The sequence below is a fragment of the Citrobacter sp. CK195 genome (assembly GCF_030333365.1).
In the GTDB taxonomy this organism is placed as follows: domain Bacteria; phylum Pseudomonadota; class Gammaproteobacteria; order Enterobacterales; family Enterobacteriaceae; genus Citrobacter_B; species Citrobacter_B koseri.
The window spans coordinates 247,870-267,806 of the sequence record NZ_JAOWGB010000022.1; the positions used below are offsets into that span (position 1 = coordinate 247,870).

Below are 19,937 nucleotides of genomic sequence, written 5' to 3' on the forward strand. Positions count from 1 at the left end.
CAAACCGCACTTACGCGTTTTTCAGCACTTCGCTGACAATCTCAACCGCTTCTTTTTCGATCTGCTTGCGGTGTTCCTCGCCGAGGAAGCTTTCGCAATAAATCTTATAAGCGTCTTCCGTACCAGAAGGCCGCGCGGCGAACCAGCCGTTGTCGGTCATCACTTTCAGGCCGCCAATCGACGCGCCGTTACCCGGCGCCGCCGTAAGACGCGCGGTGATCGGATCGCCCGCCAGCGTGCTGGCGCTCACCATTTCTGGAGAGAGCTTAGACAACGCGGCTTTCTGCGCAGACGTTGCGCTTGCCTGCAAACGGTTATAGCTCGGCGCGCCAAAGCGAGCCGCCAGCTCGTTGTAGTGCTCCTGCGGGTTTTTCCCGGTGACGGCCGTGATTTCCGCCGCCAGCAGGCACATGATGATGCCGTCTTTATCGGTAGACCACGGCGTGCCGTCGAAACGCAGGAAAGACGCCCCGGCGCTCTCTTCGCCGCCGAAGCCGAAGCTGCCGTCGAACAGACCGTCAACGAACCATTTAAAGCCGACCGGCACTTCCACCAGTTTACGCCCCAAATCGTTCACCACGCGGTCGATCATCGCAGAGGAAACCAGCGTTTTACCGACCGCCACCTCTTTGCCCCACTGCGGACGGTGCTGGAACAGATAGTTGATCGCTACCGCCAGATAGTGGTTCGGGTTCATCAGCCCTGCCGGAGTCACGATGCCGTGGCGGTCATAGTCCGGGTCGTTGGCGAACGCCAGATCGAACTTATCACGCAGCGCCAGCAGACCCGCCATCGCGCACTCGGAGGAACAGTCCATACGGATTGCACCGTCTTTGTCGAGATGCATAAAGCGGAACGTCTGGTCAACGTGATCGTTAACGATAGTCAGGTTCAGGTTGTAGTGCTTAGCAATACGCTTCCAGTATTCGATACCGGAACCGCCCAGCGGATCGACGCCCAGCGTCAGGCCCGCTTTCTGAATCGCCGCCATATCGACGATATCCGCCAGCCCTTCAACGAACGGCTGCACCAGATCCTGCTCTTTAACGTGGCCTGAGGCCATCGCCGCATCCAGAGAGATACGCTTCACGCCCTTCAGACCGTCAGCCAACAGCGCGTTGGCCCTGTCTTCCACCACTTTGGTGACGTTGGTATCCGCCGGGCCGCCGTTTGGCGGGTTGTACTTAATACCGCCGTCTTCCGGTGGGTTGTGAGATGGCGTGATCACGATGCCATCAGCCAGCGGGCCGCCTTTTTTATTGTGAACCAGGATAGCGTTAGAAACGGCAGGCGTTGGCGTGAAGCCATTGTTTTCCTGCACGATGACATCAACACCGTTCGCCGCCAGCACTTCCAGTACAGAGATAAATGCCGGTTCAGACAGCGCGTGGGTATCTTTGCCCACATAACAAGGACCAGTGATACCGTTTTTTGCACGCTCTTCCGCAATCGCCTGGGCGATCGCCAGGATGTGCGGCTCGTTAAAACTATGACGACCTGCGCTACCGCGATGCCCGGACGTACCGAACTTCACGGCGTGCTCTGCATTCCCTGCTTCGGGTTTCAGTACATAGTACTGTGCCGTCAGTTGGGCGACGTTAATCAAATCACTCTGTTGCGCAGGTTGACCTGCACGGTTGTGGATTGCCATTGCCTGGTCCTTTTAATGCAAGGATTAAATTGTTCCGCAAACCTTCTCAATCAATTCCGCCGGGAATTGCATTGACTGCATGATGTGTTCAACCATGCTGCATTTACGGCCGGTGTTGGTGTTGGTAATCACCCAATACGGAGTGCCGGGCACATGTTTCGGTTTAGTTTGATTACCATTTTTCAGCAGCGTTTGTTCATCAGCCGCAAAATAGACGCGCGTACGGCCATGCAACGACTCCGTCGCTTCGGCAAACGCGCGATTATCCAGTGAGTAGAGTGTAGACAGCACCAGCATGAAGCGGTTTACCGCTTTCTTCTGCTCCGCGTACTCGTCGGAAAGCAGCAGTTCACGCATGGCGCGGACTTTATCTTTTACGGGGTTGACGGGCTTCGCTTCCACGATAGCAGGTTGCGCGATGCGAACCTCTTTCGCCGCCGGAGTGACAGGCTGTGATACGGCGGAAAACTTCAACATGCGCCGTAAAATGTCGGATGCGCTCTCGCCAATATGCTTGGTGTGGCTGGCAATATAGCTATAGAGTTCATCATCAACTTCAATCGTTTTCATCTTAATCCAGTGCGGTGTCTTATCTGAATACAAGTCGTTGGGATTACCTGCACGTAGTGTAAAGGCAAATTCCAACAGCGGATAGCGTCAAACCTGGCTGACGGAAAAACTCGGAGTAAACCGTAGTTGTTGCAGCCCTGTGGCAGAATAGTCAACATAATACCCTAACCCGACAGAGCGAAAAAAAGAACTTTGCCATGAAATTGAATATCCGAGCGCAAACTGCACAAAACCTGCACAATAATTCTCCCATCGTCCTCGTTCACGGTTTGTTTGGCAGCCTGGACAACCTCGGCGTGCTGGCGCGCGACCTGGTGACCGATCACGATATCATTCAGGTTGATATGCGCAACCACGGTCTCTCCCCTCGCGATCCGGTGATGGACTACCCGGCGATGGCGCAAGATTTACTGGATACCATCGATGCCGAAGGCATTGAGAAAGCCACCTTTATCGGCCACTCTATGGGCGGTAAAGCGGTAATGGCGCTCACCGCGCTGGCGCCGGAGCGTATTGACCAGTTGGTCGCGATCGACATCGCGCCGGTCGATTACCACGTTCGCCGCCACGATGAAATCTTCGCCGCCATCAATGCCGTCACCGACGCGGGCGCCGAAACCCGTCAACAGGCCGCCACCGTTATGCGTCAACACCTGCAAGAAGAAGGCGTCATCCAGTTTCTGCTGAAATCGTTTATCGACGGCGAATGGCGCTTTAACGTACCGGTGTTGTGGGAACAGTATCCACATATTGTGGGCTGGGAGACTATTCCAGCCTGGGATCGCCCGGCGTTGTTTATCCCCGGCGGCAACTCGCCTTATGTGACCGAAGCATATCGTCACGATCTGCTGGCGCAGTTCCCTCAGGCGCGGGCGCACGTCATCGCCGGAGCGGGCCACTGGGTTCACGCGGAAAAACCCGATGCGGTGCTGCGCGCCATTCGTCGCTATCTGGCAGATAAGGCCAACTGATTAAAAACTCAGCGTCCGCGCGCGATTACGTCCGCGGGCGTTGGCGTGTCTGCCTTGCTGATGTATGATGGCGCGCTATCCATCCGGGCAGACGCCTGGCTGATTGTTTCCCCGAAGTCACCAAAATCATGGCCAAAGAACAAACGGACCGTACGACATTAGATCTGTTCGCACACGAGCGTCGCCCGGGACGACCCAAAACCAATCCGCTTTCGCGTGATGAACAGCTGCGCATTAATAAGCGTAACCAGCTAAAACGCGACAAAGTACGTGGCCTTAAGCGTGTCGAACTGAAACTCAACGCTGAGGCTGTCGATGCGCTGAACGAGCTGGCCGAATCCCGCAATATGAGCCGTAGCGAACTCATCGAAGAGATGCTGATGACTCAACTGGCAGCGCTGCGCGGCCAGGGCGTAGTCTGAAAAACTGCTCAATATCATAAATCATGTAGCACAGAGTGCAGTCCCGCGTGATTGCTGTTTCCGCATGCCTGACTGTTCTGCTATGATTGCCCTTATCTGCGGGCAATACGCCACCACCATTTCAATAAGTTTCAAGAGGTTATTTTACTCATGGCAATCACTGGCATCTTTTTCGGCAGCGACACCGGTAATACCGAAAATATCGCAAAAATGATTCAAAAACAGCTTGGTAAAGACGTTGCCGATGTGCATGACATTGCGAAAAGCAGCAAAGAGGACCTGGAAGGGTACGACATCCTGCTGCTGGGCATCCCGACCTGGTACTACGGTGAAGCGCAATGTGACTGGGATGACTTCTTCCCGACTCTCGAAGAGATTGATTTTAACGGTAAACTGGTGGCGCTGTTCGGCTGCGGCGACCAGGAAGATTACGCAGAATATTTCTGCGACGCGTTAGGCACCATCCGCGACATCATTGAGCCGCGCGGCGCGACCATCGTCGGCCACTGGCCAACGGCGGGCTACCATTTTGAAGCGTCCAAAGGTCTGGCTGACGACGATCACTTTGTTGGTCTGGCTATCGACGAAGACCGTCAGCCTGAACTGACCGCAGAGCGCGTTGAAAAATGGGTTAAACAGATTTCCGGCGAACTGCACCTCGACGAAATCATTAACGCCTGATTTTGTGCGGCGCAGAAAAGCATCTGCGTCGCATCAATAGATAAAACCAATTAAAATAATTGCTACAAATTTGTAACTTTCTTGCCTGACCCTGTACAATGTCCGGGTGTTATTCTGGTATTGCACAGTGTGTTTGTTGGCGATACCTCGTTTTTATTAACAATATTTGCCGGAGGCTTGCAGTTTTCATTTAGGCGTGGCAGTTCTATAATGAAACGCATTATCTCAAGTGCAATTTCTGTCACTTCTTTGTTTGAAGTGAATCGTTTAGCAACAGGACAGATTCCGCATGACTGACAACAATACCGCATTAAAGAAGGCTGGCCTGAAAGTAACGCTTCCTCGTTTAAAAATTCTGGAAGTTCTTCAGGAACCGGATAACCATCACGTCAGTGCGGAAGATTTATATAAACGTCTGATCGACATGGGTGAAGAGATTGGGCTGGCGACCGTGTACCGCGTGCTGAACCAGTTTGATGACGCCGGTATCGTAACCCGCCACAATTTTGAAGGCGGTAAATCCGTTTTTGAGCTGACCCAACAGCATCATCACGATCACCTTATTTGCCTCGATTGTGGCAAAGTGATCGAATTCAGTGATGATTCTATCGAAGCGCGCCAGCGTGAGATTGCGGCTAAGCATGGCATTCGTTTGACGAACCACAGCCTCTATCTCTACGGGCACTGCGCTGAAGGCGATTGCCGGGAAGACGAGCACGCGCACGACGCGAAGTAATGTGAAACCTGCTAAAAAGCCAACCGACCGGTTGGCTTTTTTTATGCCTCCGACCCGGTAGCGGCCTTAAAAAACGCAAACGGGCGGAGAGTTCTCTCCGCCCGCCATTAACCCGCCCTGCTTTTATTTGGCGCTACTTTTACTGCGAATTTCCTGCCAGATTTTGTCGCAATCGGCGGTCACCGCCTGATCGTTCCCCGTACGCGTAGCCTGAATGCACTGCTGGTAATCCAGTACGCGCACGCTCTCTTCTGTAGCAAACTGCTTGTGCTGGTCATCTTTCTTCAGCACGTTCAGTACACTCTGACAGGCCTCGATTTTCTCTGGCGAACCTTGCGCCGTATTGATGCAGGCGCTGTACGCCTCTTTTAACTGACTGTCTTCTTTGGGCGCGGTTGGCTGCGCGCAGGCCACCAGTCCCGATGCCATCATGGCGATGAGTAACAGTTTTTTCATATCAGTGTCCTCAACGTTGCGGCAGACAAATCGCCTGCCGCAACGGGCATCAGAAAATAGTGAACGGAGCGATAACCATGAACTTCACGTCACGTTCATCCTGGAAGATGTTGCCGTAACCGCCGCCCCAGCTTGGGATGTTGGAGTGGTTGTCATATTCCGTGAAGTGCAGTTTAAACATGGTGCCTTTGGCACGGCCTTCCTGTAGGGTGTAGACCGCATCAAGGCTGTAAGAAGACTCTTCAATGGTACGGTTTTTGTCATAGTACGCATCCGGGGTAATCTGCCAGGTTGATGGCTTCGCGTCCCAGGCGTAAACGTATGACGCCCCCACTGCCCAGCCCGGCAGGTTCCAGTTTTTCAGATCGTACATCGCACCGAAGAAGACGGCTTTTTCGCCGTTGGCGTTAAAGTCTGAGCGGTTATCCCACCAGATATCCAGACGACCGTTTGAGGATGCGTAAGTTGGCGTCATACGTTGCAGGAAGTAACCTTGTTGACCGTCCGCCTTAACCCAGGTCCCTTCCAGGCGCAAATCGACGACTTCGGCCACTTTGTAACCGAAAGTCAGCGCCTGCAACCAGGCGGTGCCGTCATAAATATCGTTTACGCTGCGATCATCAACTTTGTCGCGCGCACCATAGAACTGATAGCTGGTGGTGAACGGGTTGCCGCCCAAATCAAATTTGTAGCTGGCTTTGGCAAAATACTGGTCGACATACCCTTCTGACTGACCAAATGCCGCTTCCAGCACGAGGTCATTTTTGAAATCGTATTTAGCGCCGATAGAGTGGAGGTAATCCACTTTGGTCTTTTTATCGGCCTGATAGAATTTATCAACATCGGTGTGCCACGGCGCTTTATATTGGTTGGCCCACATATAGGAGAAACTCAGCGCGCCCGCATCACCGTAGTCAAAATTCGCTCCGGCTTCCGCGCCCTGATAAGTACCCGGCATAAAGCTCCAGTGCGGCGCTAACAGCGTCTGACCGGTCGGCTGGATATACCCCGCACGCGCCCAGGTTGGCCCGTACTTAAATTTTGCCGCGGCTTTATAGAGGCTGATCCCGCTCTTATCGCCAGAATAATCTTCATCGTAACCTTTATTCTTTTTCGAGAAGGCGATTTCGTTGGGGTGTCCGCTGTCGCCGTTTTCCGCCATTTCTATCGCGGTAAATGCCGCGATATCCAGACCGAACATATCAGCCGCATAACCAGACTGGAAATCCAGATTGGCGTTCCAGGTAGCGTGTGAAAGGTTGGTTTTATATTTGTCGTCGTCGGTGACATCTTTACGGTCACGCTCACGCTGCCAGTAATAGATGCCGCCTGTTAACGTGGAATCGTCAATAAAGCCTTCGGCCTGAGCCTGTGGAACGACGACCAAACCTGACATTGCTGTGATACCGGCGATAGCCAGCGCCAGCGTACTACGTTTGCCACTAAACGTACGCATGTGTTAATCCTCTTTGACGTATAAAATGCTGCCGAACAAAAGCGGACAGCGAAAAATAAAAATGTAAAAGTAGCGTTGAGAAAAACCTCGCAGACTACAGTGAATAGACTATTTTTCGCGACGCGAATTATCAATCTCTTTCTGTAACGAGAATGTAAGAGTATGAGCAACCGCACATATTTCATTGCTTTCTGTTACATTTTCATCAGGCGCTAAAAAAGATGAACAAAAGTTAAAATTGTCTTGTTTTCCATGCACATGAAATCGGTTTCACATGAAATGATATTCATTCCATAAATTCACTATGCCAAAACTATTTTGTTGCGAAATTATTTTCCTGGCGGCATTAATTCGCTCTGCAAACAGAGAGTGGGATGACAAAATGGAAAGGATAAAAAAACGCCGCAAAATGCGGCGTTGGAAGGTGATGTGATGCGGTGGCTTTACTCGCCCGCTTTAGCCCACGTATCGCGCAGACCTACGGTACGGTTAAACACGCGTTTATCCGCCGTTGTGTAGCGGCTGTCCAGGCAGAAGTAGCCTTCACGCTCAAACTGATACGCTTTACCCGCTACGGCGTTCTGCAACGACGGTTCCGCGTAACCCTGCTTAATTACCAGCGATTCAGGGTTGATCACGGACAGGAAGTCCTCTGCGGCGCCCGGGTTCGGCACGCTGAACAGACGATCGTACAGACGAATTTCAACCGGCAGCGCGTGTGCCGCGCTTACCCAGTGAATGACGCCCTTCACTTTACGGCCATCGGCCGGATCTTTGCTCAGGGTGTCCGCATCATAGGTACAGAAGATGGTGGTGATATTGCCTTCCGCATCCTTCTCCACGCGCTCAGCTTTCACCACATAGGCGTTACGCAGACGCACTTCTTTCCCCATCACCAGACGCTTGTACTGCTTGTTCGCTTCTTCGCGGAAGTCAGCACGATCGATCCAGATCTCACCGCTAAACGGTACTCCACGGCTGCCCATTTCCGGTTTGTTCGGATGGTTCGGCATGGTGACCATTTCGCTTTCGCCCTGCGGGTAGTTTTCGATAACCAGTTTCACCGGATCGATAACCGCCATCGCGCGCGGTGCATTTTCGTTCAGATCTTCACGAATGCAGGACTCCAGCGACGCCATCTCAATGGTGTTGTCCTGCTTGGTAACGCCGATGCGTTTGCAGAATTCACGGATGGAGGCCGCGGTATAGCCACGACGACGCAGGCCAGAAATGGTCGGCATACGCGGATCGTCCCAGCCTTCAACGTGTTTGTCCGTCACCAGCAGGTTCAGCTTACGCTTGGACATCACGGTGTATTCCAGATTCAGGCGCGAGAATTCGTACTGACGCGGGTGAACCGGGATGGTGATGTTGTCCAGCACCCAGTCGTACAGACGACGGTTGTCCTGGAATTCCAGCGTACACAGAGAGTGCGTAATGCCTTCCAGCGCATCGCTGATGCAGTGGGTAAAGTCGTACATCGGGTAGATGCACCACTTGTTGCCGGTCTGGTGGTGTTCGGCAAATTTAATGCGGTACAGCACCGGATCGCGCATCACGATAAACGGCGACGCCATATCAATCTTGGCGCGCAGGCACGCTTTACCTTCTTCAAAACCACCGGTACGCATTTTTTCAAACAGCGCCAGGTTCTCTTCCACGCTGCGATCGCGGAACGGGCTGTTTTTACCCGGCTCTTTCAGCGTACCGCGATATTCGCGGATCTGATCCGGCGTCAGCTCATCGACGTACGCCAGACCTTTGGTGATCAGCTCAACCGCATACGCATGCAGCTGATCGAAGTAATCTGAGGAGTAGCAAACGTTGCCAGCCCAGTGAAAACCTAACCACTCGACGTCGTTTTTGATCGAATCAACGTACTCGATATCTTCTTTTACCGGGTTGGTATCATCGAAACGCAGGTTGCACAGACCCTGATAATCTTGCGCGATGCCAAAGTTCAGACAAATGGATTTCGCGTGGCCGATGTGCAGATAGCCATTCGGCTCCGGCGGAAAACGGGTGTGGATTGTGGTGTGCTTACCACTGGCCAGATCTTCATCGATGATCTGACGAATAAAGTTAGTCGGGCGGGCTTCAGCCTCACTCATCGTGGATTCCTCAAAGCGTAAACAACGTATAACGGCATATGATCTTATAAGCCGGACAGACTGACAACCTTTAGTTACTTAAAAAGTGGCTTTGAAGAAAATATGGGGGCTGATTGCTGTAAAAAAAAGCGACGGCGCTTTGCCGGATGACGGCTACGCCTTATCCGGCCTACAAACTGCGTCGAACCGTAGGCCTGATAAGCGCAGCGCCATCAGGCACATTTACCGGATAGCGGCTATACCTTATCCGGCCTACAAACTGCATCGAACCGTAGGCCTGATAAGCGCAGCGCCATCAGGCGCATTTGCCGGATAGCGGCTATACCTTATCCGGCCTACAGGCTGCAAAAAAAGCGGCGGAGGTTTCCCCCCGCCGCTCAGGCACAAACTCTACTCAGGAGCGATTATTTGCCTTTAATCTCATACAGTGGCGTTTGACCCGCAACCACCTGACCTTCAGCTTTAATCACCAGACCGCTGAAATCGTCAATGTTGCTGCAAACCACCGGGCTAATCATCGAGCGCGCATTGGCGTTCAGGAACTCCAGATCCATTTCCAGGATCGGCTGACCGGCAACCACTTCGGCACCCTCTTCCACCAGGCGTTTGAAGCCCTGACCGTTCAGCGCAACGGTATCGATCCCCATGTGGACAACGATTTCCGCGCCTTTTTCGGTTTCCAGGCAGAACGCATGATTGGTGTTGAAGATTTTCACAATGGTGCCTGCCGCCGGAGAAACAACGGTTTTATCCGTTGGTTTCACCGCCACGCCGTCGCCAACCGCTTTGCTGGCGAACGCTTCGTCAGGAACCTGTTCCAGCGCAACCACGTCACCCGTGACTGGAGAAACCAGCGTCGCGATAGTCACCGCATTAGGAACCGCCTGCGGTTTTGCCGCCGGCGCCGCAGTCACTGGCGCGCTGTCAGCAGACGCTGCCGCAACCGGGCCACGCGCCACCACTTTCTTCATTTCGTCGCCGATAGATTCCGCTTTCGCGCCGACGATAACCTGGATGGTCTGTTTGTTCAGTTTCACCACGCCGGACGCACCAAGACGTTTACACATCGCATCGCTCACGCGAGCCGCGTCGGCAACGGTCAGACGCAGACGGGTGATGCAGGCATCGATCGCTTTCAGGTTATCCGTACCGCCAACCGCAGCAATGTAGTTGGTCGCCAGTTGGGTCATACCTTCTTCAGTGTTGCTGTTCGCTTCGTCAGTCACGATATCGTCGTCTTTATCTTCACGACCTGGCGTTTTCAGGTTGAACACGCGAATTACCGCGCTGAACAGCAGGAAGTAGATGACGAAGAAGACCGCGCCCATCACCAGCAGCATCCAGACGTTTTTGCTGGCCGCAGGCAGGCTATACATCAACACGTAGTCAATTGCGCCTGCGGAGAAGGAGAAGCCCGCATGAATACCCAGCAGCGTCGCGATGAACAGGCTGATACCGGTCAATACTGCGTGCAGGAGGTACAGCAACGGCGCCAGGAACATGAACAGGAATTCCAGCGGCTCAGTAACACCGGTCAGGAACGCGGTGATCGCAACGGACAGCAGCATACCGCCAACCATTGGACGACGCGCTTTCGGCGCAGCGAAGTACATCGCCAGCGCCGCACCCGGCAGACCGAACATCATGATCGGGAAGAAGCCGGACATGAACATCCCCGCCGTGCCGTCACCCGCGTAGAAGCGGTTGATGTCGCCGTGGAATACCGTACCTGCCGTGTTAGTGAACTCGCCAATCTGGAACCAGGCGATGGTGTTCAGCACCTGATGCAGACCTGTCGGGATCAACAGACGGTTGATGAAACCGAAGATACCGGAACCCAGCGCGCCCGCGCCGACGATCCATTCACCGCCCGAATGAATAGCGTGCTGAACCGGAGGCCAGACGTAACCGAAAATCGCCGCCAGCACCAGACAGAAGAAGCCCGTGGCGATCGGCACAAAACGTTTGCCGCCAAAGAAGCTCAGGAAATCAGGAAGTTTGATACCGGACCAACGGTTATAAACGGCGCCGCCCACCAGACCGGTAATGATACCCGCCAGGACGCCCATGTTGATTTCCGGGTTAATCGTCACCATCGCTTTGGTCAGGACGAAGTACCCGACCGCACCCGCCAGCGCTGCTGCACCCGCGCTGTCCTTAGACCAGCTGGATGCCACACCGATGGCGAAGATCAGTGCGAGGTTATCGAAGATCGCCCCGCCCGCCTGCGCGATAAAGGCGACATTCAGTAAATCTGGTTGACCGAATCGCAGCAACAGTGCCGCCACCGGCAGCACTGCGATAGGGAGCTGTAACGCCCTACCCAGTCGCTGGAAAAAACCTAAAATATTCATCTTATTCCCCCTACGAGACCCCGATTAGGCTTCTGGAAGCCATTTTTTTATTGTGCGACAAATCGTTAAAGCGTGATGTTTGGCAACAACGGTATGAATTATTCATCTACGCTCAGAGTGTGTGAAAAATTAATTCGTATCGCAAATTAAACGCGTGTTTTTTGTGATTTGAATCACCAAATATCGTTATTCACCCTCCCTTATACTGGCTAACTGCGAAAACTTATTTTATCATTCAAAAAATCAACACGGATTAGCGCCTGTCCATACGAATCCAGGTTACGCTTACTAACGTACAGATGCTCAATCCGCCAATTTATTACTTTTACTTTTGAGGTGAAGAATGAGACTGATCCCCCTGACGTCCGCTGAACAGGTCGGCAAATGGGCTGCTCGCCATATCGTTAACCGTATTAACGCCTTCAAACCTACCGCCGATCGCCCGTTCGTCCTGGGCCTGCCGACCGGCGGCACGCCGCTGACGGCGTATAAAGCATTAGTCGAAATGCACAAAGCGGGCCAGGTCAGCTTTAAGCATGTGGTGACGTTCAACATGGACGAATATGTTGGCCTTCCGAAAGAACACCCGGAAAGCTACCACAGCTTCATGCACCGCAATTTCTTCGATCACGTTGATATTCCGGCAGAAAATATTAACCTGCTCAACGGTAACGCGCCGGATATCGATGCGGAATGCCGTAATTATGAAGAAAAAATCCGTTCTTACGGTAAAATTCACCTGTTTATGGGCGGCGTAGGCAACGACGGCCATATCGCGTTTAACGAACCGGCTTCTTCCCTGGCTTCCCGTACGCGTATCAAAACGCTGACCCATGACACCCGCGTGGCAAACTCCCGCTTCTTTGACGGCGACGTCAACCAGGTGCCGAAATATGCGCTGACCGTAGGCGTGGGTACGCTGCTGGACGCAGAAGAAGTGATGATTCTGGTGCTGGGCCATCAGAAAGCGCAGGCGCTACAGGCGGCCGTCGAAGGCAACGTCAACCACATGTGGACCATTAGCTGTCTGCAACTGCATCCGAAAGCAGTCGTGGTGTGCGACGAACCTTCCACTATGGAACTGAAAGTTAAGACACTGAAATATTTCAACGAGTTAGAAGCCGAAAATATTAAAGGTCTGTAATGTTATCTCCGCCCTGTACGCAGACGCAGGGCGGCATTTTTTGAAATCGGGGGTCGGAATGTATGCTTTAACCCAGGGCCGGATTTTTACCGGTCACGAAATTCTTGATGACCATGCGATTGTTGTCGCCAATGGCCTGATTGATCGCATCTGTCCAGTGGCGGAACTGCCGCCAGAGATAGAACAACGCGCGTTGAATGGGGCCATTCTCTCCCCCGGTTTTATTGATGTGCAATTAAACGGCTGCGGCGGCGTCCAGTTCAACGATACCGCTGACGCGGTGACTGTCGAAACGCTGGAAATCATGCAGAAAGCCAATGAGAAATCAGGCTGCACCAGCTACCTGCCGACGCTGATTACCACCAGCGACGATCTGATGAAACAGGGCATTCGCGTCATGCGTGAATACCTGGCGAAATACCCGAATCAGGCATTAGGTCTTCATCTTGAAGGTCCGTGGTTGAACCTGGTCAAAAAAGGCACCCATAATCCGAGTTTTGTCCGCCAACCTGACGCTGCGCTGGTGGACTTCCTGTGCGATAATGCCGATGTGATCACCAAAGTCACGCTGGCGCCGGAAATGGTGCCGGCGGAAGTGATCGCCAAACTGACGGCGGCGGGCATTGTGGTTTCAGCCGGTCACTCCAATGCGACGTTAAAAGAGGCGAAAGCCGGTTTCCGCGCAGGGATCACCTTTGCCACCCACCTGTTCAACGCGATGCCGTATATTACGGGCCGTGAACCGGGTCTGGCGGGCGCCATTCTTGACGATGCCGATATTTATTGCGGCATCATCGCGGATGGTCTGCATGTTGATTACGTCAACATTCGTAACGCTAAACGTCTGAAAGGTGACAAACTTTGCCTGGTGACCGATGCAACCGCCCCGGCGGGTGCAAACATTGAACAGTTCATTTTTGCTGGTAAAACAATATACTACCGTAATGGACTGTGTGTGGATGAGAACGGTACGCTGAGCGGATCATCATTAACCATGATCGAAGGCGTGCGTAATCTGGTTGAACATTGCGGTATTGCGCTGGATGAAGTGCTGCGTATGGCGACGCTCTACCCTGCGCGCGCGATTGGCGTCGATAAGCAGCTCGGCAGCCTCGCGCCGGGTAAAGTTGCGAACCTGACCGCCTTCACCCACGACTTTAAAATCATCAAGACCATCGTTAATGGTAACGAGGTCGTTACTGAGTAAGAGAAAGTATGACACCAGGCGGACAAGCTCAAATAGGTAATGTTGATCTCGTAAAACAGCTTAACAGCGCGGCCGTTTACCGCCTGATTGACCAGCACGGGCCAATCTCGCGTATTCAGATTGCCGAGCAAAGCCAGCTTGCTCCCGCCAGCGTAACCAAAATTACGCGTCAACTCATTGAACGCGGGCTGATCAAAGAAGTTGATCAGCAGGCCTCCACCGGGGGCCGCCGCGCCATCTCCATCGTTACCGAAACCCGTAATTTCCATGCGATTGGCGTGCGGTTGGGTCGTCATGACGCAACCATTACCCTGTTTGACCTGAGCAGTAAAGTGCTGGCTGAAGAGCACTATCCATTGCCAGAGCGCACTCAGGAGACGCTGGAACATGCCCTGCTCAATGCCATCACCACATTCGTCGACAGTAATCAGCGTAAACTTCGCGAGTTAATCGCGATTTCCGTGATCCTGCCGGGTCTTGTCGATCCCGAAAGCGGCGTGATCCGCTATATGCCGCATATTCAGGTTGAAAACTGGGGATTAGTTGAAGCGCTGGAAAAACGTTTTCACGTAACCTGTTTTGTCGGTCACGATATCCGCAGTCTGGCGCTGGCCGAGCACTATTTCGGTGCAAGCCAGGATTGCGAAGATTCCATTCTGGTGCGCGTACACCGGGGGACTGGCGCCGGGATTATCTCAAATGGCCGCATTTTTATTGGTCGCAACGGCAACGTCGGGGAGATCGGTCATATTCAGGTCGAGCCGCTGGGCGAGCGCTGTCACTGCGGCAATTTTGGCTGTCTGGAAACCATCGCCGCCAACGCGGCCATTGAACAACGCGTACAGCACTTACTCAAGCAGGGCTACCAAAGTCGCGTTACGCTGGACGACTGCACGATTAAAACCATCTGCAAGGCAGCTAATAAAGGTGACAGCTTAGCGGCAGAGGTGATTGAACACGTTGGTCGTCATCTGGGCAAAACCATCGCTATCGCTATCAACCTGTTTAATCCGCAAAAAATCGTGATTGCCGGTGAAATTACCGAAGCGGATAAAGTGCTGCTGCCGGCGATTGAAAGCTGCATCAACACACAGGCGCTGAAAGCGTTTCGCAAAAATTTGCCGGTTGTCCGTTCCACGCTGGATCACCGCTCCGCCATCGGCGCATTTGCGCTGGTGAAACGCGCCATGCTCAACGGCATTTTGTTGCAACATTTGCTGGAAAATTAATGAGCTTTTATAGTGGCGCATTATGACTAAATCCTTTGGGTAGTTCATGACCATCAAGAATGTAATTTGTGATATTGACGGCGTGCTGATGCACGACAATGTTGCCGTACCCGGTGCGGCAGAATTTCTGACGGATGTAATGGAAAAAGGTCTGCCGCTGGTGCTGCTGACCAATTACCCTTCGCAGACCGGCCAGGATCTGGCGAACCGCTTTGCTACCGCAGGGGTTAACGTACCGGACAGCGTTTTTTATACTTCCGCGATGGCCACCGCCGATTTCCTGCGTCGTCAGGAAGGCAAGAAAGCCTATGTGGTCGGTGAAGGCGCACTAATTCACGAATTGTATAAAGCAGGTTTTACCATTACCGACGTCAATCCCGATTTTGTGATTGTCGGTGAGACCCGTTCCTATAACTGGGACATGATGCATAAAGCGGCCTTCTTCGTCGCCAACGGCGCCCGTTTCATCGCCACCAACCCCGATACCCACGGTCGTGGTTTCTATCCGGCCTGCGGCGCGCTCTGCGCAGGTATTGAAAAAATCTCTGGCCGTAAACCTTTTTACGTCGGTAAACCCAGCCCGTGGATTATCCGCGCCGCGTTAAACAAAATGCAGGCGCACTCGGAAGAGACCGTTATCGTCGGCGACAATCTGCGCACCGATATTCTGGCAGGATTCCAGGCCGGTCTGGAAACCATTCTGGTGCTCTCTGGCGTCTCAACGCTCAACGATATCGACGACATGCCGTTCAGACCAAGCTGGATTTATCCTTCCGTCGCCGAAATCGACGTTATCTAAACGCCCCCCAGCCTGATGGCGCTGCGCTTATCAGGCCTACAATATTGTTCTGTTCGAATCGTAGGCCTGATAAAAAACATCGTTTAATAAAATCGCCATAAAATTATCGATTCATCAATAAACACGCTCATTACGTAATCTTTTTTCATCATTCAACAACTGCCATTGCATTTTTTGCTTTCATCACGCCAAATCTCTTGCGAACCCTGCGGCTTTGCGGCATTTTCATAAACAAGCAAACACAAAAAAGCACCACGCAACGGGTTAATGGAGAAGGTTATGTGTTCTATTTTTGGCGTATTCGATATCAAAACAGACGCGGTTGAGCTGCGTAAAAAAGCCCTTGAGCTGTCACGTTTGATGCGCCATCGCGGCCCAGACTGGTCCGGTATTTACGCCTGCGATAACGCGATTCTGGCACACGAGCGTCTGTCTATTGTCGACGTCAACGCCGGTGCGCAGCCGCTGTACAACGAAAAGAAAACACATGTGCTGGCCGTTAACGGTGAAATTTATAACCACCAGGCATTACGCGCGGAATATGGCGATCGCTATCAGTTCCAGACCGGGTCTGACTGTGAAGTGATCCTCGCGCTGTACCAGGAAAAAGGGGTGGAATTTCTCGACGACTTACAGGGTATGTTCGCCTTTGCGCTGTACGACAGCGAACAGGATGCCTGGCTGATTGGTCGCGACCACATCGGGATCATCCCGCTTTATATGGGTCATGACGAACACGGCAACTTTTATGTCGCCTCTGAAATGAAGGCGCTGGTGCCGGTCTGCCGCACGATTAAAGAGTTCCCGGCAGGCAGCTACCTGTGGAGCAAAGACGGTGAGATTCGCCAGTACTACCAGCGCGACTGGTTCGAGTTCGACGCAGTAAAAGACAACGAAACGGACAAAAACGTGCTGCGCCAGGCGCTGGAAGAGTCCGTCAAAAGCCACCTGATGTCAGACGTGCCATACGGCGTATTGCTCTCGGGCGGCCTGGACTCCTCCATCATTTCCGCCATCACCAAGAAATTCGCCGCACGCCGCGTGGAAGATCAGGAACGTTCGGAAGCCTGGTGGCCTCAGTTGCACTCCTTTGCTGTCGGTCTGGAAGGCTCCCCGGACCTGAAAGCCGCGCAGGAAGTGGCAAACCATCTCGGCACCGTGCATCACGAAATTCACTTCACCGTGCAGGAAGGTCTGGATGCGATTCGCGACGTGATTTACCACATCGAAACTTACGATGTCACCACCATCCGCGCCTCGACACCGATGTATTTAATGTCGCGTAAAATCAAAGCGATGGGAATCAAAATGGTGTTGTCCGGCGAAGGTTCCGATGAAGTGTTCGGCGGCTATCTCTACTTCCATAAAGCGCCAAACGCCAAAGAACTGCACGAAGAGACCGTACGTAAACTACAGGCGCTGCATATGTTTGACTGTGCTCGCGCCAACAAAGCGATGTCTGCCTGGGGCGTCGAAGCCCGCGTCCCGTTCCTGGATAAGAAATTCCTCGATGTGGCGATGCGCATCAACCCGGAAGACAAAATGTGCGGCAACGGCAAAATGGAGAAACATATCCTGCGTGAATGTTTTGAATCCTACCTGCCCGCAAGCGTGGCATGGCGTCAAAAAGAGCAGTTCTCTGACGGCGTCGGCTACAGCTGGATCGACACGCTGAAAGAGGTTGCGGCGGAGCAAATTTCCGACCAGCAACTGGAAACCGCCCGCTTCCGTTTCCCGTACAACACGCCATCTTCTAAAGAAGCGTACCTGTACCGTGAAATCTTCGAAGAGTTGTTCCCGGTACCCAGCGCGGCAGAATGTGTACCAGGCGGCCCGTCCGTCGCCTGTTCTTCTGCGAAGGCCATCGAATGGGATGAGGCGTTCAAAACGATGGACGATCCATCAGGCCGCGCCGTCGGCGTACACCAGTCCGCTTATAAATAAGTTATCGTGATAAAAAGAGTCCTGCGGGACTCTTTTTTTACGCCGTTTTTTCACCGCAAAAAACGATTAATAACCAATAATTGCCGAATATTGCGTCACGCTGTTCGCAACCTAACCAAACAGTCACATTCCGGCCATTTTCAATGAAAAAGAGGTTGACGCTTCAAGGCTCAATACGCATAATGCGCCCCGCAACGCCGATAAGGTAACGCGAAAAAAGATGGCTACGTAGCTCAGTTGGTTAGAGCACATCACTCATAATGATGGGGTCACAGGTTCGAATCCCGTCGTAGCCACCATCTTTTTTGCGGGAGTGGCGAAATTGGTAGACGCACCAGATTTAGGTTCTGGCGCCGCAAGGTGTGCGAGTTCAAGTCTCGCCTCCCGCACCATTCACCAGTACGCGTTGCACGGATGGGGTATCGCCAAGCGGTAAGGCACCGGTTTTTGATACCGGCATTCCCTGGTTCGAATCCAGGTACCCCAGCCATATTTCTTCGAGTTTGCGGATTGCCGCGACGGTCATTGGGGTATCGCCAAGCGGTAAGGCACCGGTTTTTGATACCGGCATTCCCTGGTTCGAATCCAGGTACCCCAGCCATCGAAGAAAACAATCTGGCTACGTAGCTCAGTTGGTTAGAGCACATCACTCATAATGATGGGGTCACAGGTTCGAATCCCGTCGTAGCCACCAAATTCTTGGGGTATCGCCAAGCGGTAAGGCACCGGATTCTGATTCCGGCATTCCGAGGTTCGAATCCTCGTACCCCAGCCAAATTTGAAAGACGTTCGGATGACGAACGCAAAAACCCAACCATTGGGGTATCGCCAAGCGGTAAGGCACCGGATTCTGATTCCGGCATTCCGAGGTTCGAATCCTCGTACCCCAGCCACATTAAAAAAGCTCGCTTCGGCGAGCTTTTTGCTTTTCTGCTCGGCGCGCCGGGGGGCGGTGTAAGCCTGATAAGCGCAACGCTATCAGGCACAGAACATCCTACAACCCTAACGCATATTTCAGGGCCTGACGTTTCAACACGCCTGCGCGCTCTGCCGCCATCAACCCAATATTACGCATAATGCGCAGCGGCTGAAGATTATTGCTGAAACCGGCATAGAACAGATCCATCCCGCTTTGCATAATGAAGTTATCCGCCATGCGGCGCGTCTGATAGCGTTTCAGCACCTGGTGACTGGCCCAGACCTCGCCATGACTGCGGGCGCTGATCAACACATCCAGCAGCGCATCCACATCACGATACCCCAGGTTTACCCCCTGCCCGGCTAATGGATGAATGGTATGCGCCGCATCCCCCACCAGCGCCAGACCAGGCTGTACGTATTGCAACGCATGGCGGCGCGTCAGCGGAAAAGCGCCTGCCGCAACCGGTGTGACCGCCCCCAGACGCGACGGAAAATGTTGCATAATTTCCGCCTGCAACTGCGGCATACTCAGGTTCTGCAACTGGCGAATACGCGCTGGTGAGTCATACCACACCAGCGATGCCCAGTTGTCGAACAACGGTAAAAAGGCCCGTGGGCCGTCTGGCGTAAATTGCTGCCAGGTGCTGTCACCGGGATCGCTCTCACACTGTACGGTAATCAGCATGCAGGACTGAGCATACTGCCAGGCATGAATACCAATCCCCGCCAGCTGTCGTACCTGCGAGTTCGCACCGTCAGCGCCGATCACCAGTTTTGCGGTAAGACGCTCGCCATCCGCCAGCTCCAGCTCATGTCGATCATTGTGGCGATGCAACGCAATCAGTGAAGCAGGCGCGCGCAGCGTCACTTTCGGGTGCACGTCCAGCGCCTGCCACAGCGCCTGTTGCAGCACGATATTCTCAACCATATAGCCAAGCAGCGGTAACTTAAGCTCGGCGGCGTCAAACACCACATGGGCGTTTTCCCACTCCCAGGTCTCCAGACGACGGTACGGATGGCTGCGCATCCCCTGCACCGCATCCCAGACGCCCAGGCCTTTAAGCAGCGACACCGACGCCGCGCTGATCGCTGAAATACGCACATCAGGCTGGCTGTCGGCCACAAACGGCGCAGGCTCAGCATGTTCAATCACCGTGACGGTAAATCCATGCTGCGCCAGTCCCAGCGCCAGCGCGCCACCGACCATCCCCCCGCCAACAATGGCAATTTCCGTTGGTTGATTTGTCATGGTCACTCATCCTGTTACGTTGATAAGACAAGTTTA

16 protein-coding genes and 7 tRNA genes are annotated in these 19,937 nt (G+C 53.2%); 16 read left to right on the forward strand and 7 right to left on the reverse strand.

Annotation, left to right across the window (positions count from 1 at the left end; all coding sequences use genetic code 11):
• Positions 1-10 precede the first annotated feature (10 nt).
• Both pgm and seqA read right to left on the reverse strand, forming a co-directional pair.
• On the reverse strand, positions 11-1,651 hold the full coding sequence (pgm, locus tag OGX93_RS06100; protein WP_012133312.1) for a phosphoglucomutase (alpha-D-glucose-1,6-bisphosphate-dependent): 1,641 nt from the start codon (positions 1,649-1,651) through the stop codon (positions 11-13).
• Between the two features lie 24 nt (positions 1,652-1,675).
• Positions 1,676-2,221, reverse strand: a complete 546-nt coding sequence (gene seqA / locus OGX93_RS06105; protein WP_071259742.1) for a replication initiation negative regulator SeqA — start codon at positions 2,219-2,221, stop codon at positions 1,676-1,678.
• Between the two features lie 197 nt (positions 2,222-2,418).
• Between seqA and ybfF the strand changes: the two genes are divergently transcribed.
• The 4 genes from ybfF (at position 2,419) to fur (ending at position 5,031) form a co-directional block, all read left to right on the forward strand.
• Positions 2,419-3,192 (forward strand): esterase, encoded by a 774-nt coding sequence (ybfF, locus tag OGX93_RS06110; RefSeq protein ID WP_049009846.1) that lies wholly within the window; start codon positions 2,419-2,421, stop codon positions 3,190-3,192.
• A 128-nt stretch (positions 3,193-3,320) separates the two neighbouring features.
• Positions 3,321-3,614, forward strand: a complete 294-nt coding sequence (ybfE, locus tag OGX93_RS06115; RefSeq protein WP_012133315.1) for a LexA regulated protein — start codon at positions 3,321-3,323, stop codon at positions 3,612-3,614.
• A gap of 150 nt (positions 3,615-3,764) precedes the next feature.
• Entirely contained in the window at positions 3,765-4,295 is a 531-nt protein-coding gene (fldA, locus tag OGX93_RS06120) for a flavodoxin FldA (protein WP_047458152.1), read from the forward strand.
• A 289-nt stretch (positions 4,296-4,584) separates the two neighbouring features.
• A complete protein-coding gene (gene fur / locus OGX93_RS06125) occupies positions 4,585-5,031 on the forward strand; it encodes a ferric iron uptake transcriptional regulator (protein ID WP_007373881.1) in 447 nt (148 codons plus the stop codon).
• A gap of 123 nt (positions 5,032-5,154) precedes the next feature.
• Here the strand turns inward: fur and chiQ are convergent, their stop codons facing one another.
• The 4 genes from chiQ to nagE form a co-directional block, all read right to left on the reverse strand.
• Positions 5,155-5,487 carry a ChiQ/YbfN family lipoprotein gene (gene chiQ / locus OGX93_RS06130; RefSeq protein WP_286449696.1) on the reverse strand — a complete coding sequence of 111 codons (333 nt, stop codon included), beginning with the start codon at positions 5,485-5,487 and terminating at the stop codon, positions 5,155-5,157.
• A 49-nt stretch (positions 5,488-5,536) separates the two neighbouring features.
• On the reverse strand, positions 5,537-6,943 hold the full coding sequence (gene chiP / locus OGX93_RS06135) for a chitoporin ChiP (protein ID WP_012133319.1): 1,407 nt from the start codon (positions 6,941-6,943) through the stop codon (positions 5,537-5,539).
• Positions 6,944-7,386: 443 nt separating this feature from the next.
• A complete protein-coding gene (gene glnS / locus OGX93_RS06140) occupies positions 7,387-9,054 on the reverse strand; it encodes a glutamine--tRNA ligase (RefSeq protein ID WP_286449694.1) in 1,668 nt (555 codons plus the stop codon).
• Between the two features lie 404 nt (positions 9,055-9,458).
• On the reverse strand, positions 9,459-11,408 hold the full coding sequence (gene nagE / locus OGX93_RS06145; protein WP_071259749.1) for a PTS N-acetyl glucosamine transporter subunit IIABC: 1,950 nt from the start codon (positions 11,406-11,408) through the stop codon (positions 9,459-9,461).
• Positions 11,409-11,751: 343 nt separating this feature from the next.
• Between nagE and nagB the strand changes: the two genes are divergently transcribed.
• From nagB to OGX93_RS06205, 12 genes are all read left to right on the forward strand, one after another.
• On the forward strand, positions 11,752-12,552 hold the full coding sequence (gene nagB, locus OGX93_RS06150; protein WP_012133326.1) for a glucosamine-6-phosphate deaminase: 801 nt from the start codon (positions 11,752-11,754) through the stop codon (positions 12,550-12,552).
• Between the two features lie 58 nt (positions 12,553-12,610).
• Positions 12,611-13,759, forward strand: a complete 1,149-nt coding sequence (nagA, locus tag OGX93_RS06155) for an N-acetylglucosamine-6-phosphate deacetylase (RefSeq protein WP_012133327.1) — start codon at positions 12,611-12,613, stop codon at positions 13,757-13,759.
• Positions 13,760-13,767: 8 nt separating this feature from the next.
• The gene (gene nagC / locus OGX93_RS06160) at positions 13,768-14,988 is read left to right on the forward strand and encodes a DNA-binding transcriptional regulator NagC (RefSeq protein ID WP_012133328.1); all 1,221 of its coding nucleotides are present in this window, start codon (positions 13,768-13,770) and stop codon (positions 14,986-14,988) included.
• A 46-nt stretch (positions 14,989-15,034) separates the two neighbouring features.
• On the forward strand, positions 15,035-15,787 hold the full coding sequence (gene nagD / locus OGX93_RS06165) for a ribonucleotide monophosphatase NagD (protein ID WP_012133329.1): 753 nt from the start codon (positions 15,035-15,037) through the stop codon (positions 15,785-15,787).
• A gap of 279 nt (positions 15,788-16,066) precedes the next feature.
• Positions 16,067-17,731 carry an asparagine synthase B gene (asnB, locus tag OGX93_RS06170; RefSeq protein ID WP_047458165.1) on the forward strand — a complete coding sequence of 555 codons (1,665 nt, stop codon included), beginning with the start codon at positions 16,067-16,069 and terminating at the stop codon, positions 17,729-17,731.
• Positions 17,732-17,953: 222 nt separating this feature from the next.
• Positions 17,954-18,030, forward strand: a tRNA-Met gene (locus OGX93_RS06175).
• Between the two features lie 8 nt (positions 18,031-18,038).
• A tRNA-Leu gene (locus tag OGX93_RS06180) sits at positions 18,039-18,123 on the forward strand.
• A gap of 23 nt (positions 18,124-18,146) precedes the next feature.
• Positions 18,147-18,221, forward strand: a tRNA-Gln gene (locus OGX93_RS06185).
• Between the two features lie 36 nt (positions 18,222-18,257).
• Positions 18,258-18,332 (forward strand) — tRNA-Gln (locus tag OGX93_RS06190).
• A gap of 16 nt (positions 18,333-18,348) precedes the next feature.
• Positions 18,349-18,425, forward strand: a tRNA-Met gene (locus tag OGX93_RS06195).
• A gap of 6 nt (positions 18,426-18,431) precedes the next feature.
• Positions 18,432-18,506 (forward strand) — tRNA-Gln (locus OGX93_RS06200).
• 43 nt (positions 18,507-18,549) lie between these two features.
• Positions 18,550-18,624: transfer RNA gene (locus OGX93_RS06205), tRNA-Gln, on the forward strand.
• A gap of 101 nt (positions 18,625-18,725) precedes the next feature.
• Here the strand turns inward: OGX93_RS06205 and ubiF are convergent.
• Positions 18,726-19,901, reverse strand: coding sequence for a 3-demethoxyubiquinol 3-hydroxylase (gene ubiF / locus OGX93_RS06210; protein WP_286449693.1), 1,176 nt, complete (start codon positions 19,899-19,901; stop codon positions 18,726-18,728).
• Positions 19,902-19,937 lie beyond the last annotated feature (36 nt).